Annotated in this window: 21 protein-coding genes; 10 read left to right on the plus strand and 11 right to left on the minus strand. The window is 72.3% G+C overall.

Annotation, left to right across the window (positions count from 1 at the left end):
* Positions 1 to 76 precede the first annotated feature (76 nt).
* On the minus strand, positions 77 to 610 hold the full coding sequence (locus KUF83_RS26200) for an ATP-binding protein (protein WP_217457387.1): 534 nt from the start codon (positions 608 to 610) through the stop codon (positions 77 to 79).
* 216 nt (positions 611 to 826) lie between these two features.
* Positions 827 to 1,150, minus strand: a complete 324-nt coding sequence (locus tag KUF83_RS26205) for a hypothetical protein (RefSeq protein ID WP_217457388.1) — start codon at positions 1,148 to 1,150, stop codon at positions 827 to 829.
* Positions 1,151 to 1,482: 332 nt separating this feature from the next.
* Here KUF83_RS26205 and KUF83_RS26210 point away from each other — a divergent pair, with 332 nt between their 5' ends.
* Positions 1,483 to 2,616, plus strand: coding sequence for a PLP-dependent cysteine synthase family protein (locus tag KUF83_RS26210; RefSeq protein WP_217457389.1), 1,134 nt, complete (start codon positions 1,483 to 1,485; stop codon positions 2,614 to 2,616).
* A gap of 93 nt (positions 2,617 to 2,709) precedes the next feature.
* Here the strand turns inward: KUF83_RS26210 and KUF83_RS26215 are convergent, their stop codons facing one another.
* Complete coding sequence (locus KUF83_RS26215; protein ID WP_217457390.1) at positions 2,710 to 3,192, minus strand: SRPBCC family protein; 483 nt, start codon at positions 3,190 to 3,192, stop codon at positions 2,710 to 2,712.
* Positions 3,193 to 3,362: 170 nt separating this feature from the next.
* Positions 3,363 to 4,199 (minus strand): DeoR/GlpR family DNA-binding transcription regulator, encoded by an 837-nt coding sequence (locus KUF83_RS26220; protein WP_217457391.1) that lies wholly within the window; start codon positions 4,197 to 4,199, stop codon positions 3,363 to 3,365.
* Between the two features lie 288 nt (positions 4,200 to 4,487).
* Between KUF83_RS26220 and KUF83_RS26225 the strand changes: the two genes are divergently transcribed.
* Positions 4,488 to 6,872 (plus strand): hypothetical protein, encoded by a 2,385-nt coding sequence (locus KUF83_RS26225; protein WP_374106165.1) that lies wholly within the window; start codon positions 4,488 to 4,490, stop codon positions 6,870 to 6,872.
* A 32-nt stretch (positions 6,873 to 6,904) separates the two neighbouring features.
* On the opposite strand, the gene KUF83_RS26230 is transcribed toward KUF83_RS26225, so the two are convergent.
* From KUF83_RS26230 to KUF83_RS26245, 4 genes are all read right to left on the minus strand, one after another.
* On the minus strand, positions 6,905 to 9,340 hold the full coding sequence (locus KUF83_RS26230; RefSeq protein ID WP_217457392.1) for a right-handed parallel beta-helix repeat-containing protein: 2,436 nt from the start codon (positions 9,338 to 9,340) through the stop codon (positions 6,905 to 6,907).
* Positions 9,341 to 9,520: 180 nt separating this feature from the next.
* Positions 9,521 to 10,126 (minus strand): hypothetical protein, encoded by a 606-nt coding sequence (locus KUF83_RS26235; RefSeq protein WP_217457393.1) that lies wholly within the window; start codon positions 10,124 to 10,126, stop codon positions 9,521 to 9,523.
* 120 nt (positions 10,127 to 10,246) lie between these two features.
* Positions 10,247 to 11,113 carry an MOSC domain-containing protein gene (locus KUF83_RS26240; RefSeq protein ID WP_217457394.1) on the minus strand — a complete coding sequence of 289 codons (867 nt, stop codon included), beginning with the start codon at positions 11,111 to 11,113 and terminating at the stop codon, positions 10,247 to 10,249.
* 46 nt (positions 11,114 to 11,159) lie between these two features.
* On the minus strand, positions 11,160 to 11,597 hold the full coding sequence (locus KUF83_RS26245; RefSeq protein WP_217457395.1) for a DUF6643 family protein: 438 nt from the start codon (positions 11,595 to 11,597) through the stop codon (positions 11,160 to 11,162).
* A 276-nt stretch (positions 11,598 to 11,873) separates the two neighbouring features.
* Between KUF83_RS26245 and KUF83_RS26250 the strand changes: the two genes are divergently transcribed.
* Positions 11,874 to 13,166 carry a TerD family protein gene (locus KUF83_RS26250; protein ID WP_217457396.1) on the plus strand — a complete coding sequence of 431 codons (1,293 nt, stop codon included), beginning with the start codon at positions 11,874 to 11,876 and terminating at the stop codon, positions 13,164 to 13,166.
* Between the two features lie 19 nt (positions 13,167 to 13,185).
* Here KUF83_RS26250 and KUF83_RS26255 read toward each other — a convergent pair whose 3' ends face one another.
* Complete coding sequence (locus tag KUF83_RS26255) at positions 13,186 to 14,361, minus strand: glycosyltransferase (RefSeq protein WP_217457397.1); 1,176 nt, start codon at positions 14,359 to 14,361, stop codon at positions 13,186 to 13,188.
* 58 nt (positions 14,362 to 14,419) lie between these two features.
* Between KUF83_RS26255 and KUF83_RS26260 the strand changes: the two genes are divergently transcribed.
* Both KUF83_RS26260 and KUF83_RS26265 read left to right on the plus strand, forming a co-directional pair.
* Positions 14,420 to 15,205 (plus strand): glutamate racemase, encoded by a 786-nt coding sequence (locus tag KUF83_RS26260; protein ID WP_217457398.1) that lies wholly within the window; start codon positions 14,420 to 14,422, stop codon positions 15,203 to 15,205.
* Between the two features lie 95 nt (positions 15,206 to 15,300).
* On the plus strand, positions 15,301 to 15,858 hold the full coding sequence (locus KUF83_RS26265; protein ID WP_217457399.1) for a hypothetical protein: 558 nt from the start codon (positions 15,301 to 15,303) through the stop codon (positions 15,856 to 15,858).
* Positions 15,859 to 15,919: 61 nt separating this feature from the next.
* Here KUF83_RS26265 and KUF83_RS26270 read toward each other — a convergent pair whose 3' ends face one another.
* Positions 15,920 to 16,987, minus strand: coding sequence for an O-antigen ligase (locus KUF83_RS26270; protein WP_217457400.1), 1,068 nt, complete (start codon positions 16,985 to 16,987; stop codon positions 15,920 to 15,922).
* Between the two features lie 219 nt (positions 16,988 to 17,206).
* On the opposite strand from KUF83_RS26270, the gene lnt reads away from it, so the two are divergent.
* The 4 genes from lnt (at position 17,207) to KUF83_RS26290 (ending at position 22,214) form a co-directional block, all read left to right on the plus strand.
* Positions 17,207 to 18,820 carry an apolipoprotein N-acyltransferase gene (lnt, locus tag KUF83_RS26275; RefSeq protein ID WP_217457401.1) on the plus strand — a complete coding sequence of 538 codons (1,614 nt, stop codon included), beginning with the start codon at positions 17,207 to 17,209 and terminating at the stop codon, positions 18,818 to 18,820.
* Between the two features lie 66 nt (positions 18,821 to 18,886).
* Positions 18,887 to 19,360, plus strand: coding sequence for an NUDIX domain-containing protein (locus tag KUF83_RS26280; RefSeq protein WP_217457402.1), 474 nt, complete (start codon positions 18,887 to 18,889; stop codon positions 19,358 to 19,360).
* A gap of 60 nt (positions 19,361 to 19,420) precedes the next feature.
* On the plus strand, positions 19,421 to 20,221 hold the full coding sequence (locus tag KUF83_RS26285) for a 3-hydroxybutyrate dehydrogenase (protein WP_217457403.1): 801 nt from the start codon (positions 19,421 to 19,423) through the stop codon (positions 20,219 to 20,221).
* A gap of 58 nt (positions 20,222 to 20,279) precedes the next feature.
* Positions 20,280 to 22,214 carry a GAF domain-containing protein gene (locus KUF83_RS26290; RefSeq protein ID WP_217457404.1) on the plus strand — a complete coding sequence of 645 codons (1,935 nt, stop codon included), beginning with the start codon at positions 20,280 to 20,282 and terminating at the stop codon, positions 22,212 to 22,214.
* A gap of 48 nt (positions 22,215 to 22,262) precedes the next feature.
* On the opposite strand, the gene KUF83_RS26295 is transcribed toward KUF83_RS26290, so the two are convergent.
* Entirely contained in the window at positions 22,263 to 23,669 is a 1,407-nt protein-coding gene (locus tag KUF83_RS26295) for an MFS transporter (protein ID WP_217457405.1), read from the minus strand.
* A gap of 218 nt (positions 23,670 to 23,887) precedes the next feature.
* On the opposite strand from KUF83_RS26295, the gene KUF83_RS26300 reads away from it, so the two are divergent.
* Positions 23,888 to 24,571: an SAVMC3_10250 family protein gene (locus tag KUF83_RS26300; protein WP_254644399.1), complete on the plus strand. Its 684-nt coding sequence runs from the start codon at positions 23,888 to 23,890 to the stop codon at positions 24,569 to 24,571.
* Positions 24,572 to 24,575: the final 4 nt, after the last annotated feature.

The raw sequence follows: 24,575 nt of genomic DNA on the forward strand, positions 1-24,575 counted from the left end.
CCGGCGCCCGGGACTTCGCGCCCGGGAAACGGGCCCGCGCCACCGGACGACGGAAGACGTCTTGGTCACCGCCCGGTCAGCCTGCAACGGCCGACCGGGCGGGAGCGTGTCCTGCCTTGAGCGCGCCGGCGGCGTGCTCAACCTCCGCGAAACTGCGGGCGGGCGATTCGGCGGACGCGGCGTACGGAGGGCAGGCGGGCAGCGCCGTCACGGGGGAGTGGGCCGGAAGGGTGAACCACACGACCTTCCCCGACTCGCCGTCCGGCCGCACACCCCAGCTCTCGCTCACCGCGGCGACCATGGCGAGTCCCCGTCCACAGGTCGAGGACGAGTTGGCGTCCCGCACCTCGGGCAGACGCGGGTCGTTGTCGTGCACCGAGACGGTGAGCCGGTCGAGCAGCAGCTCGATCTCGACGGTGCACAGCTTGTCGGGCCGGGCGTGCAGGTGGACGTTGGTCAGGAGCTCGGTCACACCGAGCGCGGCCCGGTCTATCAACGGATCCAGATGCCAGTAGCGCAATTGTGCAGATACGATTCTGCGGACCTGGCCGATCCGCGAGGGCAGAGCGTGGAGCTCCACCGTGCAATGCCTGTTTGGCTGGCTGATCACGGCTGCGACTCCCCGAATTGAGGTCCGGAAGAAGACGGAGAACGGATCCAGCGGGCTGCCTGCGCGCGCCGGCCGCCTGCGGTCGGTGGCCGGCGGGCTGGTTCGCAGCGTTATCGCCGGTAAACCCAGAGTGACGTGACAACAGCGTGACCCAGGAGGTGCGGCCCCGCAACTCGCGGTGTTCTCGGCGGCCGGGCACGCGGCGGCCGGCGCGCCTCAGCGCCCGCGCCCCGCCGCTTTGTGCACGGCCTCGATGAAGCGGCGGGCGGCCGGCGGGCCGGGTTCCCCCGGAGCGGGATCGTGGTCGCCCAGGGTGAGCAGATAGCGGGTGCCGTTGACATCGGCCAACGCCCGGTCCTCGTGGGCGAACCAGGGCTTCGACGCCCGGACCGCCTGCACCGGTGCGCTGTCGATCTCGCTGCCGTAACTGGTGAGCAACTCCAGCCTGCCGTCGCTGATCCGGACCTGCCCGGCCCGGGTGAGCGACCGCAGCCTCTTGCCGATCCGCACGCCTGTGGCTGTGAACTCCGGCTCCGCCATGTGCCCCGCCCCCTTGTGCGCTTCGGTCGTGCCCCGTCGTGGATCCGGCGCGGATCCCTTCCAGTGTCCGTCTCCGTCCGGGACCGGCGTCCCGTGCGGTGCAGTCTGCCCGCGTCCGGCGTCGAGCACCAGTGTGCGTGGCAGCGTGGCACATGCCCTCCGGCGCACTCGCGTGAATGCGCCCCCGGCCCTGCTCGCGCGACCGGGGGCCAGGGGTTCCTTTGAGGTGCCCAAAGGAGTGTTTATGCAGGTGAGAAGCGTGCGGAAGGTGCATATGATCGAGACGTCCGACCACGTGACCCGACGTCGGCACAACCCGAAGGAGCCCCGCCGTGACCACCCCACAGCAGGCCCGCCCCCACGAGCCGACGGCCACGCTCGATGTCGACCACAGCGACGCGGAGTACCGGCACTGGCTGAAAGAAGCCGTACGCAAGGTGCAGGCCGACGCGAACAGATCGGCCGACACGCATCTTCTGAAGTTCCCCCTGCCCGAGCGGTGGGGCATCGACCTGTATCTCAAGGACGAGTCCACCCACCCCACCGGCAGCCTCAAGCACCGCCTGGCCCGCTCGCTCTTCCTCTACGGCCTGTGCAACGGCTGGATCCGCCGCGGCCGCCCCGTCATCGAGGCGTCCAGCGGCTCCACGGCCGTCTCGGAGGCGTACTTCGCCAAGCTGATCGGTGTGCCGTTCATCGCCGTCATGCCGCGCACCACGAGCCCCGAGAAGTGCCGGCTGATCGAATTCCACGGCGGACAGTGCCACTTCGTCGACGACCCGCGCACGATGTACGAGGAGTCGGCGGCCCTGGCCGCCGGGACCGGCGGCCACTACATGGACCAGTTCACCTACGCGGAGCGGGCCACGGACTGGCGCGGCAACAACAACATCGCCGAGTCGGTCTTCCGCCAGCTGGAGCTGGAGCGCTATCCCGAGCCCGCCTGGATCGTGGCCACCGCGGGCACCGGCGGCACGTCGGCGACCATCGCCCGGTACGTGCACTACATGCAGTTCAACACCCGTATCTGCGTGGCGGATCCGGAGAACTCCTGTTTCTTCGAGGGGTGGACCACGGGTGACGCCCAGGTCACCACCGACTGCGGTTCGCGCATCGAGGGCATCGGCCGGCCCCGTATGGAACCGAGCTTCGTGCCGGGGGCCGTCGACCGCATGATGAAGGTGCCGGACGCCGCGAGTGTGGCGGCCGTGCGGGCGCTGGAGCAGGCCATCGGGCGCAAGGCGGGCGGCTCGACCGGCACGGGGCTGTGGAGCGCGCTCAAGATCGTGGCGGAGATGGCGGAGGCCGGGCGCACCGGAAGCGTGGTGACACTGCTGTGCGATCCCGGGGACCGCTATCTGGACAAGTACTACTCGGACGCGTGGCTGGCCGGACAAGGGCTGGACATCGCGCCCTACACGGCCACGATCGAGTCGTTGCTCGCGACAGGCATCTGGCCGGACTGAGCGGACCCGGGATGCCCGCCCACGGGTCGTCGGTGACCGCTCGCGTGTCCGGCCGTCACCTGCGGGGCCAGTCGAGAGCCGTCCGGACGGGGATCAGGGTGCGTGCGTCGAGTTCAGTCGCCGGTCCAGCCGCGTCACCGCGTCGCGGAACGCCCGGCCCAGACCCGCCCGGCCGAGTCCCATCGCGAAGCGGAACGCCGCGGTGCCGTCGGCGGCCCAGGTCCACTGAACCCGCGTACCGGAGCCGTCCGGTGTGAGCCGCCACTCCTCGACGAGCGCGCGCACACCGGGGGCGTTCGTCACGTCGACGCGGTACGTGTACACCTCGCAGGGTTCGGCCGCGATGACCGTCTCCTCGAAGCGCGTTCCGCCCCTGAGGCGGATCTGCCGCCCGGAGCCGCCCCCGGTCGAGCGCGCCGCGGTCACGGCGGTGAACCACCGCGGCCAGTCGGCCACGTCCTCGGCCAGTGCGCGGTAGACCGACTCGGGCGGCGAGGTCATCTCTCTCGCGAACACCAGACGCAGCGGAGCGGTCTCGACGAAGTCGAGCCCCACCGGGCGCAGTTGGCGTGCCATGCGCGGAACCCCCTCGTGGGAACGAACGGGAACGAGTCCGGAAGTCGCCCCGCGGCCCGGCGGCCTGCGAGGCACGGCCACCCTAGCTGACGACCCGTCAGGTGTCTGTAGTGCCCACGGACGCCCGTACGGTCCTGACGTCCTTGACCGCCCCCGGGTACCCGCCGCCGTCAGTCGTCCGCCCCGTCGTCGGCCTCCGGTTCACCGGCCACCACCAGGCGCCGCAGGTGCTCGGAGATCTCCGAGCGTGCCGCGGAAGGCAGCCCGTCGTCCGTCACCAGCGTGTCGATCTGTTCCAGCGCGGCGAACGAACTCAAGCCCACCGTGCCCCACTTGGTGTGGTCGGCGACCACGACGACCCGCCGTGCGGACTGCACCAGGCGCCGGTTCGTCTCGGCCTCCGCGAGGTTCGGTGTGGACAGACCCGCCTCCACCGATATGCCGTGCACCCCGAGAAAGAGCACGTCGAAGTGGAGCGCCTCGATCGCCTGGTCCGCGACGGGACCCACCAGCGAGTCCGACGGCGTACGCACCCCGCCCGTCAGCACGACCGTCGCCGCGCCCTGCCGCTGCCCCGACGTGCGCTGCGCCGAGTGGAAGACGTCGGCCACCCGCACCGAGTTGGTCACCACCGTCAGATCCGGCACGTCCAGGAGCTGATGGGCGAGCGCGTACGTCGTCGTGCCGCCCGACAGGGCGATCGCGGTGCCCGGCGCCACCAGCGCCGCGGCCGCCCGCGCGATGTCCTCCTTGGCCGTCAGCTCCAGACCCGACTTGGCCTCGAACCCCGGCTCGTGCGTACTCGCCTCGACCACCGGTACGGCGCCGCCGTGGACCTTCTCCACCACACCCTGGCGGGCGAGCGCGTCCAGGTCGCGGCGGACCGTCATGTCGGACACGCCGAGCTTCCTGGTGAGTTCGTTGACACGGACGCCGCCGCGCCGTCGGACCTCGTCGAGGATCAGGGCACGCCGCTGCTCCGCGAGCAGGTTCTGGTTCTCGCTCACGTCCGCTCCGGTTCCCTTCGCCCCGCCCCGCCCGACATACTCCCGAACCCCCTCCGACAAGGACATTCCCCTCACCTCCGGTCCACAGGACGCCCCATCCTCGCACGGGTCGCCGCAGGTGGCGCCACTGCCTGTGGCGACGCGCACACGTCACGCTGCCGTCCCGCGTCCGGACCGTCACACGGATCGGGGAGATTCCGTGACGAGTGGTGCGCGAAGGGGCCGGAAGGCGGGACCCTTGTGCCTGGACATGACACATGCCGTACGGGCATCACGGGGGACACCACAGTGGAGCGTCTGCAGGGGCATGCCCCGACGAACGAGACGAACGATCACGGGCGGCGGCCGACGACCGACACCGCACTCGAACTCCTGGTCCACGGCGTCGGCGGCACGACGCCCCAGGAGATGCTCAACGATCCGCGCACCGTCCGGATCACCGGCGACGACACGGCCGCGGTCTTCCGGCGCGCGGACGACGTCGAGGCCGAGAAGAAGGCCGCTGACCGGCCCGAGGAGCACCGGGCCGAACCGGTCCCGGAGGCGTACGTCTGGTGCAATCTCACCTCCGGCAACGGCTCCCGCGCGCTGTGGCTGCTGCTCCTGCCGTTCATGGTGGTCAACCTCGCCCACTGGATGCGGCCCACGGTGAGCGACAACCGCAGGCGGACGGTACGGCTCTACGGCCTGCTCGTCCGCCTCGCCGCCCTGACCCTCACCGTGCTCCTGGTCGCCGCGGCCTGCGAGGTCGCCCTCGACCTGGCCGCATGGCAGTGTGCGGGCACGCGCGCGTGCGCCGAGGAACACTCCTGGCTCGGCTTCCTCTCCCCGGCGGTGTCGGACGACAGCTGGTGGAGCCAGCCCGGCCGCCGTCTCGCCCTCGCCTCACTGGTGCCCGCGGCCCTCACCGGCCTCCTCTGGTACCTCTCGCACCGCACCTGGAGCGCGTACGAGTCCCAGCAGCCGATGCCACGCGAGAGGGAGCCGGAGGAGGAGGGGAGCCGGGCCGGGCTCGGCCGACCCGGCTTCTGGTACGGACGCCGGCTGGTCGCCCGGCTGCGTGTCGCGCACACAGCCGCAGGGCTGCTGACGGTCGCCGCGGCGGTCGGCACCGCCGCCGCCCGTCACGACCGCGACACCGGCGGACCGGCCGCACTCGAAGCGCTCGGACGGATCCTGGAGGCGACCTTCGTCGTGGGGGCGGTCGTCGTGCTGTGGGTGGTCTGCCGCCGCGGCCGCAGCGAGCACCGCGTCGACCGGCACCTCGACGCGGCCCTGGTGCGGCTGCTGCCCGCCGGCTCGGTCGCCCTGCTCGTACTCGCCCTGCTCTACGCCGGCTGGTCGCGCCCCGGCTGGCGGTCGGACCACCGGCTGTCCGGCGACGCCGTCTTCGGCGCCATCGCGCTGCTCGAGTGCCTGCTCGTGATCGCGCTCGGCGTCGTGGCCCATGTCCTGCACCGCGCCCACCCGGACCCCCGCGCCGCGATGCGGGGCCTCGCCGGGCCCGCCGTCGCGATGCTGGCCTGCGCCCTCGGCGGTGTGATGTCCGGCGGGGTGGCCCAGCGCGTCGCCGACTGGCTGGACGGCACCGGCGGAACCATCGAGGGACCGCCCGTGCTGCTGACCTGGCAGGCGTCCGTCATCCCGCCGCTGCTGCTCGTCCTGCTCGGCCTCGCGGGCTGGCTGGCCCGGCGTACCGTGCTCCTGCGCCGCGCCGAGACGACCGCGGTGGAACACGCCTACCGGAGCGAGCCCAAGGACTTCGTCCGCACCCGGCGCATCGCCGGTACACGCGCCATGGCCTCCCTCACGGACCGGGCGCCCCGCATCATCGGCGTCACCTCCGTCGTGACGCTGCTCCTGGGCGCCCTGGCAGTCGTCGGCGCCATGGCCACCGGCGAGACCCCGGCCAGGGCGGCGCACGGCACGTACGCCGTCGTGCGGGGCGCTGCCGAGACCGCGCAGGCGCTCGGCTCCTGGCTGATCGGCGTCGGCTTCATACTGTTCGTCACCTGGGGCCGCCGCGCCTACAAGGACCAGACCGCCCGTCGGACCATCGGCATCCTGTGGGACGTCGGTACGTTCTGGCCGCGCGCGGCACACCCCTTCGCGCCCCCCTGCTACGCCGAGCGCGCCGTACCCGACCTGACCTGGCGCATCGCCGGCTGGACCCGCGCCACCGGCGGCAGGCTCGTCCTCTCCGGCCACTCCCAGGGCAGCGTGCTCGCGGCCGCCGCGGCGTGGCAGCTCAAGCCCTCGGTGCGCAGGCGGGTCGCCCTGCTGACCTACGGTTCACCGCTGGAGCGGCTCTACGGGCGCTGGTTCCCTGCCCACTTCGGGCCTGCCGCGCTCAGCAGCCTGCACCGGGAGGTCGACTGCTGGCGCAACCTGTACCGGGCCACCGACCCCATCGGCGGCCCCGTCCGGCTCCCGGGCGACTGCGGTCCCCAGGTCGACCGCGAGGCCCTGGAGGACCCGCTCGCGTACGGCCGTACCGAGGAGCATCCGCTGCCCGCACCGATCCTCGGGCACTCCGACTACCAGGCGGATCCCGCGTTCGCCCAGGAGCGGGAGAAGCTGCTCGCCCGGCTCAGGCCGGACGTCCCGGTGCCCCGCCCGTGCGGTGAGCCGGAAGAACCGCGTCAGGCCCGGCCGGAACCGACGCCGACCTAGGTCCCGGGGGAGAACCGACGTCGGCATACGGCTCAGGGGAGCTCCGGCAGATCCTCCGCGTACAGCAGGGTGAGGTCGTCCGTGCTCGGCTCGGCGAGTTGGGCGACCCGCCCCGCGTGCCGCTCCACCATCGACTCGAAGGTCTGCCGCGCGGTGCGGCCGTTGCCGAACGCGGGCCCCTTCGGGATCGCCGTGAAGTACCGGAGCAGCGCCTCGTCCGCGCCCGGAGCCAGCCGGTACTCGTGCTCCTCCGCCTGCTGCTCCACGATCCTCAGCAGTTCCTCGGAGCCGTAGTCACCGAAGGTGATGGTCCGTGAGAAGCGGGACGCCACACCGGGGTTGACCGCCAGGAAGCGATCCATCTCGGCCGTGTAACCCGCGACGATCACCACCACCGCTTCCCGGTGGTCCTCCATGAGCTTCACGAGTGTGTCGATCGCCTCGCGGCCGAAGTCGCGACCCGAGTCCTCCGGCGACAGCGCGTACGCCTCGTCGATGAACAGGACACCACCGCGCGCCTTGTCGAACGCCTCCTGCGTGCGGATGGCCGTGGAGCCGATGTGCTCGCCGACCAGGTCGACGCGGGACACCTCGACGAGATGCCCCTTCTCCAGGACACCGAGCGAGGCCAGGATCTCGCCGTACAGGCGGGCCACCGTGGTCTTGCCGGTGCCGGGGGAGCCGGTGAAGACGAGGTGGCGCCGGGCGGAGGCGGCCTTGAGGCCCGCCTGCTGGCGGCGGCGGCCCACCTCGATCATGTCGGTGAGTGCCCGCACCTCGCGCTTGACGCTGTCGAGGCCCACCAGCGCGTCCAGTTCACCGAGCACAGCCTGCGAGGTACGGGAGGGCTCCTCCGGCTCGGACGGGGCGGCCGGCGGCACCTGTTCGGCGAGGCGCTGGTCCGGGACCACCCCCAGCAGACCGGTGGACCGGCCGGCGGTCTGGACGGCGGTCTCCCGTGCCGCGGGCCGTACCTGGGCGCTCTCGTCGCTCGTGCAGTCCTCGACCAGGGGCCCGGTGCCGGACGACTGGTCGCCACCGGCGTCGGCGAACTCGTAACCACCGCGCGCGCACCGCTCCGTGCGGCACTTCTTCAGCGTCGTACGGCAGCCGTCGAGCACATGGAAGCCGTATCCGCCGCTGTCGGTGACCCGGCAGCCGTGGAAACTGCCCCGGCCGCCGGCCGACACGTAGAAGCCCGCCTCCGCGGGCGAGGTGACGGTGCACCGCTCGATGGTGGGGTCGGCGCCCTTGGTGACGATCACACCCGTCTGCGTGCCGTCGACCGTGCAGCCCGACAGCGTTCCGCCGCTGCCGTGGTCGCGGAACCAGGCGCCCGTCGCCGCGTCCCGGATCCGGCAGTCGTCCAGCTGCGCGGTGGCGCCGTCGCTCACCGACACGGCCGTGTTGCGGACCTGCGAGATGTCGCTGTCGACGACATCCGCGCGCGAGCCGCGGTCGAGCACGAACAGGGCGTCCGGCACATCGTGCACCCGGCAGGATTCGAGTACGACCGTCGCGCCGTCGCTGACCCACACCGCGGGGTAGTCGCCCGTACTGTCGTGGATCTCGCACTGGTTGGCGTCCACGCGGGTGCCGGGATCCCAGACCGACAGGCCGTTGCGCCCGAACTGACGCACCGTGGAACGGGTCATGGTCAGGACCGAGCGGGAACGCAGGTCGACCGCGTTCTCCGGGATGTCGTGGATGCGGCAGTCGGCGAGGGTCAGCACGGCGTCCGTGTCGAGCGTGACGCCGTCCGCGGTCGTCCGGTGCACATCGCAGTCCGTGAGGTGCGCCGTGGCCCGCGCGGAGAGCTGTACACCGCTGCCCCTGACCTCGTACACCTCGCAGCCCACCGCTTCGAGCGCGGACTGCTCGCCGGTCACCGACAGGCCCGCACCGGAGGTGTGGTGCACCCGGCAGCGCTCCAGACGCGGATGGGCACCGCCGCGCACCGAGACGCCCGACTGGCCCGCCGCCACGACCTCGCACTCCTCGAACACCCCGCCCCCGCCGTCGAGTACGGAGATGCCGACGCCCGCCGGATTGTCCACCGTGCACCGCCGCACCGTCGGCCGCGCGCCGCCGCGCACCTCGATGCCGGCCGCGGACCGCGTGACGATCCGTATGTCCATGAGCTCCGGCGTGCCCTCCTCGACGAGGAGCGCGGGGGCGGCCGAGTCCTGGCCCTCCACGAGCAGGTCCTGGACCACGGCGGAGGCGCGCACGGTCAGCGGTACCCCGTCGACGGGCGCGATGCGTACGGAACCGGCCGAGCCCTCGGGACCGCGCAGCGTCACCGCCCGCTCGACCACGAGGTTCTCCCGGTAGGTCCCGGCAGCGACAGTGAGGACGTCCCCGTCGGCCGCGGCCTCCAGGGCGGCGGCGAGCGATGCGTACTCACCTGTGCGGCGCCGCCACCGCGACGTGCCGGTGTGCGTCACCTGGACCGTGCCCTGTGCCATGGCGCTGCTGTGCCCCCACCTTGTCGTACGCGGGTCCTGAGAAGCCGTGTTCCCGGTACCCGGCCGCGTCAACTCGGCTCACGGGAAACGAGGAACAGCCTTTCACGACGGTGCCGAACACCTCGGCCGGTCCACCGTAGCGTGCGCGGAGCCGCGCGGTTGACCGGAGCGGAGAGGCCGTCAGCTGCCCGTGCCCGTCCTGCCCCAGTCCGGGCCGGCCTGGGACCAGGCCTGGTCCCAGCGGTCGTACCTGCGCCGCACCATGCGCCACACCACCAGGCGCCGTGAGCCCTCGATGATGCCCGCGAAGGCGGCGGCCGTGCCGAATCCGGCCAGAACGGCGTGCGTCGCCGCGGTCGCGGTGTCCAGTGGCCGTCCCACGATCCGGCCGTGCTCGTCCGTCCACACCGTGAAGTGGTCGCCGCGCCGCGGGGATTCCAGGGCCGCCATCACCGAGCCGTGCCGCGCGGTGCCGTCCGGTGCCGTCCAGTCGGCGATCACCCGGCTGTGCGAGTCCCGTCCGGTGGACGTCTCGGGGTCGGGGTCGAACGGCGTGAGGTCCGCCTTCCTGACGACGGTCGCGACCACGGGATGCCGGTCCTGGCGCTGCTCCCGCACGGACTGCTGCAGGGCGTCCTCCGCGAGCCCGCCGACCAGGAGACCCACCAGGGGCGCGGCGACGAGGATCAGCAGCAGCGCTCCCAGCGCCACCCACGCCTCGGCGAGATCGGTCGTACGCCGCAGCGGGTTGTGCCGCCAGCGCCAGAGTCCTCTGATGGCCCGCACCGATGCGCACCCCCTTCCGCGTCCGTGATAACCCCGACCGGAGCCGCCCACGCGCGGGGACGGGCAAGAGAGAGCGACATCACCTCTCGTACCGGCCTCTCATGAACTTCTCACACAAGCTCAACGGCCGTGCCCGGCGTCGGTGTTCCCCGGCGGAGGGCCCTGTTCGAGGATCCTCACCGGGTCGCCCACCCGGACCGAGCCGGGGGACTCCGGTACGAGATTCTGCCCGAAGACCAGCTTGTCGCCGAAACGGCGGTGGCGTGCGAGGGTGCGCAGCGGCTCCCTGCCCCGCTCGGCGGTCGTCTGGTCGGTGGTGGTCACGACGCAGCGCCCGCACATCTTGGCGACGCGGAAGACGACCTCCCCGACGGCGATCCGGGTCCAGCCGTCCTCGGCCCACGGGGCGGTGCCCCCGACCACCACGTTCGGCCGGAAGCGGTTCATCGGGAGCGGGCCCTCGCCGGGCCGGTCGCCCTGCGCGATCAGCGAGTTCAGGGCGTCGAGCGAGGCGAGCGCGGTGAGCAGCAGGGGGTAGCCGTCCGCGAAGCTGACGGTCTCGCCAGGCCGCGCGAACCGGGGGTCGACAGGCCTGCGGGTGGCCGGGTCGTCGAGATGCACGAGCCGCACGGTGATGCCGAGGCAGTCGCTGAACCAGGCGTCCGCCGCGGCTCCGGCGGGGACCCCCTCCACCTTGTCGTTCCAGATCTCCACGGTCGTCGTGCGGCCCGGCCCGGGCACGGGGACGGTCAGTGGCTCACGGCCGGGCGCGGACAGCAGGACCGCGCCGCCGGCCAGCGGATCGGCGCGGACCAATGCCATGCGCGGTCGCTGGCGTTGGGTGACGGCCCGGTTCTTCTCGTCGGTCAGCACCCAGCGCCGGTCGCCCGCCAGACCCCACGGCTCCACGACGGCCTCGCGCGGAGAGTGCCCCGCGGCCGCCTTCAGCGGATAGACGTGAATCGAGTGCAGTGCCGGCTTCGACATGAGGTCATCCTGCCGCAGGGCACGGACGACCTCCGCCGCATCACGCTCAGTAGCCGCGGTACTGCTGGTTGTTGTACGGGTCCTGGTACGGCGCCGGAGCGGGACGCGGAGCCGCGGGACGCATCGCCTCGTAGCCCGTTCCTCCCGCCATGGGGCGCTGCGGCTGAGGGGCCTGTTGGCCCGGGTAGCCGCGCGGCGCACCGCCCTGCTGCGGAATGTAGGGCGCGGCGGCCTGCTGCAGCGGCGCGGGCTGCTGCGCCTGCGGGTAGCCGTACGAGGGGTTCTGCTGCGAAGGTCCGGCAGGCAGGGCGGGCAGCGCCGACGGAAGGGCGGGGAGGTTGCCGCCCGTGTCGTACGCCGCGGGGACCCGGATCGGGGCGATCTGCGGGGTTCCCCGCTCGGCCACGAGGGAGTCGTAGATCGGAGTGTCCGGGAAGGAGGCGGAGTAGTAACCGCCGCCATAGGTGGAGCGGGGGGAGGTCATGGCACATAAGTTAAGCCCACGATGTGCTGGTTGGGGAGACCGATAAGAGGGTTGTTTTCCGTGTCGGCAGTGACGCGGGACCCCCAATACGAGCGAACTTGGTGAAAAGGGACGGCGGTCGGCACCCAGATCGTGTAAAAGCCGAGTTCCGGGTGGGTTACCCGCGGGTTCACCGACGATCTCCCCGGGCCCGGTCATGGGCCTGCGCCGCTCGGGGGATTAGGTTGTCGCAGGACGACTGAACGTAACGAGGCGCGGTCTTCGCGGCGACACCCGATGGGGGCGGACATGTCAATGCCTAAAGGATCGAATGTTCCAGTGCCGACGACCGGACTCCGTGTCGAACTGGGCTGGCGGGCCGGTCCCGGAGTACCCGACGCGGACGCCTCGGCGCTGCTGCTGGCCTCCGGGAAGGTCCGCTCCGACACGGACTTCGTGTTCTACAACCAACCGGCGCACTCGTCCGGCGCGGTGCGCCACGAGGGCAAGCGGGACGCGGGCGGCCAGGTGAACGACACGCTGCTCGTCGACCTCGCGCGCGTGGAGCCCGCCATCGAGACGGTGGTGCTCGCCGCCTCGTCGGACGGCGGCACGTTCGGACAGATCCCGGGGCTCTACATCCGGGTCCTGGACGCACAGCAGGGCACGGAGATCGCGCGCTTCGACAGTGAGGGCGCGAGCGTCGAGACCGCGTTCGTGCTCGGGGAGTTCTACCGCCGACAGGGCGCGTGGAAGTTCCGTGCCGTCGGACAGGGCTACGGCAGCGGCCTCGCAGGGCTGGCCACGGACTTCGGGATCAGCGTCGACGAGCCCCAGCAGGCGGCACCGCCCACTCCCGTGGCGCCACCTCCCGCCCCGGTGGCCCCACCGGTCACGGTCGCTCCGCCGGTCACGGCGCCGCCTGCGCCCCCCGCACCGCCCGCGACCCCCGTGCGCCTGACCAAGGTCACGCTCACGAAGGACGCCCCGTCCGTCTCGCTGACCAAGCAGGGCGGCACCTCCGGCGTGATGCGCGTGAACCTCAACTGGCAGGTGCGCAAGCAGTTCTCGGGATGGCAGGCCAAGCTGGGCAGGGCGATCGCCATGCACGCGGACCTCGACCTCGACCTCTGCGCCCTCTACGAGCTCACCGACGGAAGCAAGGGCGTCGTCCAGGCCCTGGGCAACGCCTTCGGGGCGCTGCACCAGCCCCCGTTCATCCACCTCGACGGCGACGACCGCACCGGCGCGTCGTCGACCGGCGAGAACCTCAGCGTCAACCTCGACCACACCCGGGACTTCCGCCGCATCCTCATCTTCGTGACCATCTACGAAGGGGCGCGTTCCTTCGCCGACCTGGACGCCACGGTGACCCTCCAGCCGCTGCACGGCGCCCCCGTCGACTTCTCCCTCGGCGAGTGCACCGTGCCGTCGACGGTGTGTGCGCTCGCCCTCATCACGAACACCGGCAACGACCTCGTCGTGCAGCGCGAGGCCCGCTTCCTCGTCCCCGAGCGGGGAGTGAGCCCGCAGCGCACCGTGGACTACACCTACGGGTGGGGCATGAACTGGACCCCGGGCAGGAAGTGAGCAGGCCGGACGCCTCCGCTCACGGCTGTTCGGGCGCCGCGTCGGGGCGGGCGTAGGTGCGGCCCTTCCAGGCCGCACCGCGCCCCCTGTAGTGCTGCACCGCGGAATCCACCGTCATGAAGAGGTACAGCAGGGCGGTGACCGGCAGCAGCGGCGCGAGCAGGAGCGGCTGCCGGTAGTGGCGGAGCATCGGCAGGTAGGTCGCCGTCATCAGCAGCCACGCCAGCCCGGCGGCCACCGCCGCCGGGCGATCGCCCGACACGAGCCCCGCGGCGAGGGCCACCGGGGGCACCAGGTACACGAGAGCGAGACCGGCCACCGTGCCGGCCAGGACCAGCGGGTTGTGCCGCAGCTGGGCGTACGCGCTGCGCGAGACCATCCGCCACAGGTCGTGCAGCCGCGGATAGGGGCGCACACTGTCGACGTGTTCGGCGAGCCCCAGCCAGATGCGCCCGCCGGAGCCCTTCACCGCCCTCGCCAGTGCCACGTCGTCGATGACGGACTGCCGGATGGAGTCCGGGATCCGGGCCCGCTCGGCGGCGGCGGTCCGCAGCAGGACGCAGCCGCCCGCCGCGGCCGTGGTCCGCGACCCCCTCACGGCGATCCACCGGAACGGGTACAGCTGCGCGAAGAAGTACACGAACGCGGGCACCACGAGCCGCTCCCAGAAACTCTCCACGCGCAGCCGGGCCATCTGGGACACCAGGTCGTAGCCCCCGGTGCCGGCCGAGGCGACCAACTCGCGCAGACTGTCCGGCGCATGGGCGATGTCCGCGTCCGTCAGCAGCAGGTACTCGGGGTCACGCGCCCGTGCGAGGGCGATGCCGTGCCGCACCGCCCAGAGCTTCCCGGTCCAGCCCGCGGGCGGCTCCCCGGGCGAGCCGACGGTCAGTGGCAGTCCGCCGTACCGCCGCCCCAGCTCACGGGCCAGCTCCCCGGTCCCGTCGGAACTGCCGTCGTCGACGAGGAAGATCTCCGCCCGCCCCGGATACTCCTGGGCGAGGAGCGAGGGCAGGCTGTCGGGCAGGACGGCGGCCTCGTCGCGGGCCGGCACGACGACGCACACGGACGGCCAGCTCTCCGGATCCCGGCGCGGCGGCAGCCGGACGTCCGTTCGCCAGAAGAAGCCCTGGCCGAGCAGCAGCCACAGCCAGGCGGCCAGCGATCCGACAGCGGTCCACACGAGGGCGCTCACCCGCTGAAGTCTGCCCCACCACGGCGGCCCGTCGAGGCCCATCCACTATGGTGACCGGGTGAAGATCGCGCTCATGGACTCCGGAATCGGACTGCTCGCGGCGGCCGCCGTGGTACGTCGGCTGCGCCCCGACGCGGAGCTCGTTCTCTCCTCCGACCCCGGCAGCATGCCGTGGGGGCCCCGCACTCCGCAGGACGTGACCGCGCGCGCCCTCGCCGTCGCGGAGGCGGCCGCCGCTCACCGGCCCGACGCCCTGATCGTTGCCTGCAACACCGCCTCCGTGCACGCGCTGCCCGCGCTGCGTGCCCGTCTGGAGCCCGGGGTGCCGGTCATCGGCACGGTCCCGGCGATCAAGCCGGCCGCTGCGGGCGGCGGACCAGTCGCGATCTGGGCCACTCCCGCCACCACCGGCAGCCCCTACCAGCGTGGACTCATCCGCGAGTTCGCCGCAGGTGTGACCGTCACCGAGGTGCCCTGCCCGGGGCTGGCGGACGCCGTCGAGCACGCCGACGAGGCGGCTGTCGACGCCGCGATCGCCGCGGCCGCGGCGCGTACCCCCGACGACGTGAAGGCCGTCGTCCTGGGTTGCACCCACTACGAACTGGTCGCCGAGCGCATCCGCGCGGCCGTACGGGGAAACGGTTCGGCGCCGCTCGTCCTGCACGGCTCCGCCGGCGCCGTGGCCGCCCAGGCACTGCGCAGGACCGGGCAGGCCCCGGCCCCGGAGGCGCCCGCCCGGGGCACTTTGACGGTGCTGCTCGGCGGACGGGAGGGCGTACTGCCCGCGACCGCGCTGACGTACGAAGAGGGCAGGCTGCTGCAGGCGGTCACTCCCGCGCGCTGAGCGCCGGGGGCGCGGTGGACGCCGCGCGTCCGGCCGGAGCAGTTACGGTCCGCGACCCGGTGCCCGCTCTGCGGAACATGAGTACGCTCTATGGCATGAGGGACCACCCCCACGGCGAACCGGGCGCTGCCGACGCCCCGCATCCCGATGTCTGGCACGGCCGTGCCTCCAACCGTGTGCAGTGGCTGCTCGCGAGCGGCGGTGCCGCCTGCCTGGCACTGGGTATCGAGCTGGCCGTCGACTCGACCTGGACGTCGGGCATCGCCCCCCTTGTCATGTCTGTGGTCGGCTGCATCGCCGCAGGGCTGCTGGTGCTGTTCGGCACGCTCGCGTTCGTCCATGTGGCCGTGAAGGTCGACAAGGAATGCCTGGAGGTGCGCTGCGGCCACATGGGCGTCCCGCGTCGCCGGATCCCGCTGTCGCACATCACCGGCGCCGACTTCGCGCCCCGGGTCACACCACGGCAGTGGGGCGGCTGGGGATATCGCTGGCGGCCCGACCAGGGGACCGCCGTGGTCGTCCGCCGAGGCGAGGGTCTGGTGCTCCGACTGGGCGACGGCCACACGTTCACGATCACGGTGGACAACGCCGAAGCGGCGGTACGGGTGATCCGTGGGCGGCTGAGGGCCGCCGCGACAGGCCGCACTCTCTGACCTTCGTCCCGGTGGGCATCCGGCGTTCAGGGACTTCGGCGGCACGGGACCGCGGCCGGCTTCATCGCTCCAGCGGGTTGTTCCGGGCGGGTCCGCCCGCCGCCTCCTGAGCCGACTCGTTCGTCACGGGACGCGCGGTGGCCAGGCCCGCGAGCAGACCCGCGCCCGCCGTGACCGTAGTGAAGCTCAAGGCGTTGCCGACCGTGGCGATCGCGGCCAGTGCCGTCAGCGCCGCGCCCGCCGTGAGGACGACCGGGGTGGGGCGCGGCGACCTCCACAGCGCGTACAGGATCCAGCAGAACACCGCGGCGAGCAGGACGAGGCCCGGAACACCCTGCTCGGCGGCCTGCTGGAGCGGAGCCGAGTGGGGTCTTCCGTCGGGCAGCAGCGACTGCGCGACGGTCGGGCTGAGCTCCGCGAAGCGTCCGGGGCCGACGCCCAGCCCCGGTTCACGGCCCGCCATGTCGAGCGCGTCGTGCCACAGCAGCACCCGGTGCTGGGTGAGCTGTCCCTCCAGGGACACGGTCAGGCCGTCCGGCAGCGCGTCCTGTGCTGTCGCCCAGGTGGCCCCGGTGACCAGGAGCACGGCGAGCGCGAGACCGCCAAGACCCACGGCACGGCGGCGCATCCGGTCGGCGGCGAGCGAGCAGAGCAGCACTCCCAGGCAGGCCACGAATCCCGCCGTCGAACCCAGCAGGGCCGCGGCGACCGCGATACCCGCGGCCAGCAGCCGCAGCCCGATCCGCAGCCCCGGCGGGCGGGCCGCCCAGGCCGCGCAGCACGCGGCGCCCGCCGAGAGGGTCAGCAGCGCCGCGGTCGCGCCGGTCTGTCCCAGCGGAGAGGTCACATGCGGGCCCGGACCGATGTGCGGGGCGGCCACCGCAAGACCGAGTCCGGCGAAAGCACCCGCGCAGGGTGCGGCGACCGGCATCAGTTCGCCGCAGATCCGTCCCGAGGCGTAACCGGCGGCCACGGCGAGCACCGCGAGCAGGACCCCCTCGGGCCGCCCGCCGTGTGCCGCGGCGGCGATCAGGGACCAGGCGGCGCAGGCGCCGAGCACGACGACACCCGTCGCGTCCGACGCGCTGCGTCTCTCGTGTGCCGACGCCGGACCGGCCGTCGAAGCCATCCCAGTGGATCCCACCCCGACGCCCCCCGACCTGTGACGGACCCCGACCGTCCGGCCGGAAACGGCCCGTACGCCAGAGGCTCCGGCACACCGTAACGGGTGATGCGCCGCTTTGTGGACGAGTTGGGCAGAAACGATGCGGCAGGTGTGGGGGTGCGGTCGCCCGGGGGCCGAGGGCCGCGCTGTCGGCGCCTCGGTCACGCGCCGTACACTCCCGGAGTGACCGTCACAGCTACCTCCGTAGACGAGCCGGAACAGCTCGAACCGCAGGCCCGGCCCGTTTCCCGCATGGTCCGGTCGGCGCGACGGCTCGTTCCGGCCGCCGCCGCGGCACTCTCCGGGGTGCTGCTGTACGTCAGTTTTCCGCCGCGCACCCTGTGGTGGCTGGCGTTGCCGGCCTTCGCGGTCCTCGGCTGGTGTCTGCGCGGCCGCACCTGGAAGGCGGCCCTCGGTCTCGGTTACCTCTTCGGCCTCGGTTTCCTGCTGCCGCTGCTCGTGTGGACCGGTGTAGAGGTCGGGCCCGGACCGTGGCTGGCGCTCGTCGTCATCGAGGCGGTGTACGTCGCCCTCGTGGGCGCCGGGATCGCGGCCGTGTCGAAACTGCCCGGCTGGCCGGTGTGGGCGGCCGCCCTGTGGATCGCCGGTGAGGCGGCACGCGCGCGTGCGCCGTTCGGCGGCTTCCCCTGGGGCAAGATCGCCTTCGGCCAGGCGGACGGGGTCTTCCTGCCGCTCGCGGCCGTGGGCGGCACACCCGTGCTCGGGTTCGCGGTCGTCCTGTGCGGCTTCGGCCTGTACGAAACCGTCCGGCTGGGCCTCGAAACGCGGCGCACCCGTGTCGTACGCCGTGGGGCCGCCGCAGTGGCCCTGCTCAGCTTCGTCCTCCCGGTGCTGGGCGCCTTCGCCGCGCGTCCCCTGGTCAGCGACCGGGCCGAGGACGGCACCGCGACCGTCGCCGTCATCCAGGGCAACGTGCCGCGCGCGGGGCTCGACTTCAACTCACAGCGGCGCGCCGTCCTCGATCACCACGCGCGCGAGACTGAGCGCCTCGCCGCGCGCGTCAAGGCGGGCGAGGTCGCCCGGCCCGACTTCGTGCTGTGGCCCGAGAACTCCTCCGACATCGATCCGTTCCGCAATCCCGACGCCTACGCCGTGATCGACAAGGCGGCCCGTGCGATCGGCGCTCCCATCTCCGTCGGCGGCGTCGTGGAGAAGAACGGCAAGCTCTACAACGAGCAGATCCTGTGGGACCCGGCGAAGGGTCCCGGCGCGACCTACGACAAGCGGCAGGTCCAGCCGTTCGGCGAGTACCTCCCGATGCGCTCGCTCATCGGCGCCATCAACGACAACTGGACGTCCATGGTCCGCCAGGACTTCAGCCGGGGCAGCAAGCCCGGCGTGTTCACCATGGCGGGCACCGAGGTCGGCCTCGCGACCTGCTACGAGGCGGCCTTCGACTGGGCCGTGCGCGACACCGTCACGCACGGCGCCCAGATGATCTCCGTACCGAGCAACAACGCCACGTTCGACCGCAGCGAGATGACCTACCAGCAGCTCGCCATGTCCCGCATCCGGGCCGTCGAGCACAGCCGTACCGTCACCGTCCCGGTGACCAGCGGGGTCAGCGCCGTGATCATGCCGGACGGGAGGATCACGCAGCGTACCGGCATGTTCGTGGCGGACTCGCTCGTGCAGAAGGTGCCGCTTCGGTCCTCCGAGACCCCGGCCACGCGCGTCGGGATCGCGCCCGAGATGCTGTTGGTGCTGATCGCCGCGGGCGGGCTCGGCTGGGCGGTCTCGTCAGCCGTGCGCGGGCGACGCGCCGGCGGCGAGTAGCCGTACGCCGGACGGGTGAGCACGGAACACGGCGAGGCGGCCGGACAGGACGGTTAGGGTCGGTTCATGGCTACCCCTGACTTCATCCGTACGATCCGGGCCACCGCGGGCCAGCAGTTGCTCTGGCTTCCCGGCGTCACCGCCGTCGTCTTCGACGACGCGGGCAGAGTGCTGCTCGGCCGTCGAGCCGACACGGGCAAGTGGGCGGTCATCGCCGGGATGTCGGACCCGGGGGAGCAGCCCGCGGTCTGCGCCGTCCGGGAGGTGTACGAGGAGACGGGCGTGCGGTGCGTCGCCGAGCGCGTGGTGCTCGTACAGGCGCTGAAGCCGACGACCTACCCCAACGGCGACGTGTGCCAGTTCATGGACATCACCATCCGGTGCCGTGCCGTCGGCGGTGAGGCCCGGGTCAACGACGACGAGTCGCTGGAGGTCGCCTGGTTCGACGTGGACGCCCTGCCGGAGCTGAACGAGCACGGCCTCTTCCGGATCAAGCAGGCACTGTCCGACGAGCCCACATGGTTCGAGACCATGACCTGAGGGCGAACTGTGTGTGGTGACCACATCGGTCAGGTCGGGGCCGCTCCCTAGGGTCGGACCATGACCGCGCGCAGCGTCCTCGCAGGCCCCCACGCCCTCTCCCTCGACCTCGGCGGCCGTACCGCCCTCGTCACCGGCGCCGCGGGCGGCATCGGCCGCGCGTGCGCGCTGCGGCTCGCCGCGGCCGGTGCGAAGGTGCGGGCGGTCGACCGGCGGGCCGAGGGCCTGGAGACACTCGTCGAACAGGCCCGTGGCCTCGCGGGCACCGTCGAGCCGCACGTCCTGGACCTCACCGACCTGGACGCGGCGGAGTCCGCCGCGGCGGGCACCGACGTCCTCGTCAACAACGCCGGACTGCAACTCGTCCGGCCCATCGAGGAGTTCCCGCCCGACACCTTCCACACCGTGCTGACCGTGATGCTGGAGGCCCCGTTCCGGCTCATCCGCGGGGCGTTGCCGCACATGTACGGCCAGGGGTGGGGCCGCATCGTCAATGTGTCCTCCGTCCATGGGCTCCGCGCCTCTGCTTTCAAGTCGGCCTATGTGGCGGCGAAACACGGGCTGGAGGGTCTCTCCAAGACAGCGGCCCTGGAGGGCGCTCCCCACGGAGTCACCTCGAACTGTGTGAACCCGGCCTATGTGCGCACGCCACTGGTCGAGAAGCAGCTCGCCGACCAGGCAGCCGCCCACGGCATACCGCGCGAGAGGGTGCTGACCGAGGTCCTGCTGCAGGACAGCGCCGTCAAGCGCCTCATCGAACCGGAAGAGGTGGCCGAGGCCGTGGCATACCTGTGCAGCCCGCCCGCCTCCTTCGTCACCGGCACCTCCCTGGTGCTCGACGGCGGCTGGACGGCGCACTGAGCGTGAGTTGTCCACAGGGCTGGTCAGGCTGTCGGTGCGACGGGTAATCCTGGTGGACATGTCTCGCGATCATCTGCAGTCGGCCGGGCGCTCCGAGGCGAGCGCGGAGGCGCCGTTCCTGGAGCTGCTGGCCAGGGGCGCGTCCGCCGACGCCTATGAGCAGCCCGTGCTGCTCGCCCGCGCGGACGGCCTGGCGCCCGGCCGTATCGCCGCTCTGGAGCACGCCAAGCTGCTCGCCCTGCGCGTGCGCTCCGAGATGGAGGGCCGCCGCAGACGCGAGGCCGAGCTGTCCGCGCTCTTCGAGACGGCGCACGACCTGGCGGGGCTGCGCGACCTCGACGCCGTGCTCCGGGCGATCGTGCAGCGCGCCCGCTCACTGCTGAGCACGGACATCGCGTACCTCAGCCTGAACGACCCGGCCAAGGGCGACACGTACATGCGGGTCACCGAGGGTTCGGTCGCGGCGCGCTTCCAGCAGCTGCGGCTGGGCATGGGTGAAGGACTCGGCGGGCTCGTCGCCCAGACGGCCCGCCCGTACGTCACCGACGACTACTTCCGGGACGACCGCTTCCAGCACACCCTGACGATCGACGCGGGTGTGCGGGACGAGGGACTGGTGGCGATCCTCGGCGTGCCCCTGACGCTCGGACCGCAGGTCATCGGCGTGCTCTTCGCCGCCGACCGTCGTGCGCGGGTCTTCGAACGGGAGGAGATCGCGCTGCTCGGTTCGTTCGCGGCCCTCGCGGCCGCCGCCATCGACGCCGCGAACCTGCTCACCGAGACCCGGGAGGCACTGGCGGACCTGGAGCGGGCCAACGAGATCATCCGGGACCGCAGCGGGGTGATCGAGCGTGCCTCGGACGTCCACGACCGGCTGGCCGAGCTGGTCCTGCGGGGCGGCGGCGTCCACGACGTCTCAGCCGCGGTCTCGCAGGTCCTCGACGGCACCGTGCGCTTCGCCGACGCGGGGGCCGCGCCCGGTGACGCACTGGAGGTGTCACGAGCCGAAGGACACGCCGTCCGCCATGGGGACGACTGGGTCGCGGCGGTCGCCGCCGGCGGCGAGCTGCTCGGCGCACTGGTGCTGCGCGGGCATCCGGGCCTCGACCCCGTCGACCAGCGCACCCTGGAGCGGGCCGCGATGGTCACCTCGCTCCTGCTGCTCGCCCGGCGTTCGGCCGCCGAGGCCGAACAGCGCGTCCGCGGCGAGCTGCTGGACGACCTGCTCGACGCCCGGGACCGTGACCCGCGGCTGCTGCGCGAGCGCGCCGCCCGGCTCGACGCGGACCTCGACGCCCTGCACGTGGTGCTGGCCGCCCGCCTGGACATCGTGGCCGCGGACGCCGACCAGGAGGCCGCCGCCCGGCGAAGGCTGTGGTCCGCGGCGTCCCACCTGGCCGCGACCCGGCACGGACTCGCCGCGGCACGCGACGGCGGCACCGTCCTGCTGCTGCCGCTGGGTCCCGGCGACACCGCGACGGACCTGGCCCGCCGCGCGGCCAGGGACCTGGGCACCGCCGTCCACGAGGCGGTCACCGTCGGCGCCTCCGCGCCCGTCCGGGACCTCGCCGTCCATCCGGAGAGGGCCGCCGAGGCCTATGCCGAGGTGCAGCGGTGCCTCGACGCGTTGCGGCTCCTCGGCCGCACCGGGGACGGCGCCGCCGCCGAGGACTTCGGGTTCCTGGGACTGCTGCTGGCCGGCAGCAGGGACATCTCCGGCTTCGTCGAACGCACCATCGGCCAGGTCGTGGCGTACGACGCGAAGCGCGGCACGGATCTCCTGCACACCCTCGAGGCGTACTTCGCGTGCGGATCGAGCCCGGCGCGCACCAAGGACGAGCTGCACGTCCACGTCAACACGGTCGCGCAGCGCCTGGAAAGAGTGGGACGGCTGCTCGGTCCCGAGTGGCAGAGCCCGGCCCGCGTCCTGGAGATCCAACTCGCCCTGCGCCTGCACCGGTTGTCGTCCACGGCGTCTTCGGGACGGCACTGACCCCCGCACGCACGGGGCGTACGGGGGCCGGGTCCGACGCACACCGCCTCAGACGGCAGGGGCGTCCGCGGCGTGAGCCGACTCCTTCGAGGCCTGCCCGTGGGGCGGCTCGGACTCGCCCTGCGCGTCGACGTCCGCGAGGTCGCGGTGCCGGGTCTCCTTGGCCACTCCGACCGCTATCAGTGTCAGCACCACGGCCCCGATCACGTACAGGGCGATCGGAGTCGAGCTGTCGTAGTCCGCCAGCAGCGCGGTCGCGATGAGCGGCGCGGGCGCGCCCGCCGCGACCGAGGAGAACTGCGCGCCGATCGAGGCACCGGAGTAGCGCATGCGGGTCGCGAACATCTCCGAGAAGAAGGCGGCCTGCGGGGCGTACATGGCTCCGTGCAGGACCAGGCCCACGGTCACGGCGAGGACCAGGTTCCCGAAGCTCCCGGTGTCGATGAGCGAGAAGAACGGGAACATCCACAGGCCGACGCCGGCGGCACCCAGCAGATACACCGGCCGTCGGCCGATCCGGTCGGACAGAGCGCCCCAGGCCGGGATCGCGGCGAAGTGCACCGCGGACGCGATGAGCACCGCGTTCAGCGCGGTCTGTTTGGACAGGCCGGTCGACGTGGTGGCGTACACGAGGATGAAGGCGGTGATCACGTAGTAGCTGATGTTCTCCGCCATGCGGGCGCCCATCGCGATCAGGACGTCCCGCCAGTGGTACCGCAGCACAGACACCAGCGGCAGCTTCTCGGCGGCTCCGCCCCGGGCCGCCTTGCGGGCCTCGGCCTGGGCCAGGGCCTCCTTGAAAACCGGCGATTCATCGACAGAGAGACGAATCCACAATCCGACGATCACGAGCACGCCCGACAACAGGAAGGGAATGCGCCAGCCCCAGGAGGTGAAGGCGGCGTCGGAGAGTACGGCGGTGAGCAGTGACAGCACACCCGTCGCCAGCAACTGCCCGGCGGGCGCCCCGGTCTGCGGCCACGAGGCCCAGAACCCGCGCCGCCGCGCGTCCCCGTGTTCCGAGACCAGCAGGACGGCGCCGCCCCACTCCCCGCCCAGCGCGAAGCCCTGTACGAGGCGCAGCACGGTCAGCAGCACGGGGGCCGCCGTACCGATGGTCGCGTGGGTGGGCAGCAGCCCGATCGCGAAGGTCGCCCCGCCCATCAACAGCAGGCTCAGGACCAGGAGTTTCTTGCGCCCGAGCCGGTCGCCGTAGTGCCCGAAGACGAGCGCCCCGACCGGCCGGGCCGCGAAGCCCACGGCGTACGTCAGAAAAGACAGCAGAGTGCCGACGAGCGGGTCGGAGCCCGGGAAGAACAGCTTGTTGAAGACGAGCGCGGCGGCGGAACCGTAGAGGAAGAAGTCGTACCACTCGATGGTGGTGCCGATGAGGGACGCGGCGACGATGCGCTTGAGACTGGCGGGAGGTGGGGGAGCGGTTGCTGCGGAGGTCATGGGCGCCACTTCCGGACGGTTGCGGGGACGTGTACGTGTCGGCACACCGTAGAAACCGGCAGGTCAGGCAAACATGTGGTGGGACAACATAGTTCGGAGCGTGAGTGCGTGTGACCACCATGCCCGCTCGCGGAGAGATGCTCAGTGCACCTCAAGGTGCCCGCCTCACGCATCTGATGGCTCGTACCGGGCGGTGATCGCTACGCTGGGAGCGGTCCATGCCTGGGAGGGAGCTGGCCATGTCGTTCAGCTACTACGTGTACGTCAGCGACAGCAAGGTCAACATGCTGTTGCCGCAGATCGACCCCAGGGGCGGAGCGAAGCGCACGACGGAACTGGGCGTGAACCTCTCGGTGTTGTCGGCGAGGCGGACGACCGAGAGCCCGTCCGACGACCGGATCGGCCGGCTGGAGACCGTTGTCGGGTACCTGCGCGACCACGGTGATCTCGGCTCGGTGGACGAGCCGGGTCAGTTCTTCTGGGGGTTGCTGCCGATGCGCTGGGGAGCGTTCCCCGGCGATCCCACGTCCTCGCTGGTGTTCTTCGGCGGGCGGAGCGAGGACACCGTCGTCGGGCTGGGCGGCTCGTACCGGCACGTCTGCGACTCCGTCCCGGACGCCGAGGCGCACGGGGTGGGGCGCTCGATGATGTCGTCGATGCTCGACGGGCTGGGAGCCACGTCGGACCTGGAGGACGAGTACGTCGCCGACGCGGTGGACGGCGACCTCGACCGGGCCGACCGCGCCGCGCTCGCCCGGGTGCAGGGCGCCGTGGCGAGCCTGCGCTGGCCGGCGCAGAACGTCGAGTTCGTGGCCAAGCGACTGCTGCACGGGGACAGGCCGGACGGCACGGCCGGGTCGGTGCTGCTCGGGACGCCGGTGTACGTCGCCATCGTCGACTGACGGC

It is taken from the genome of Streptomyces sp. BV286 (assembly GCF_019090165.1).
Classification (GTDB): domain Bacteria; phylum Actinomycetota; class Actinomycetes; order Streptomycetales; family Streptomycetaceae; genus Streptomyces.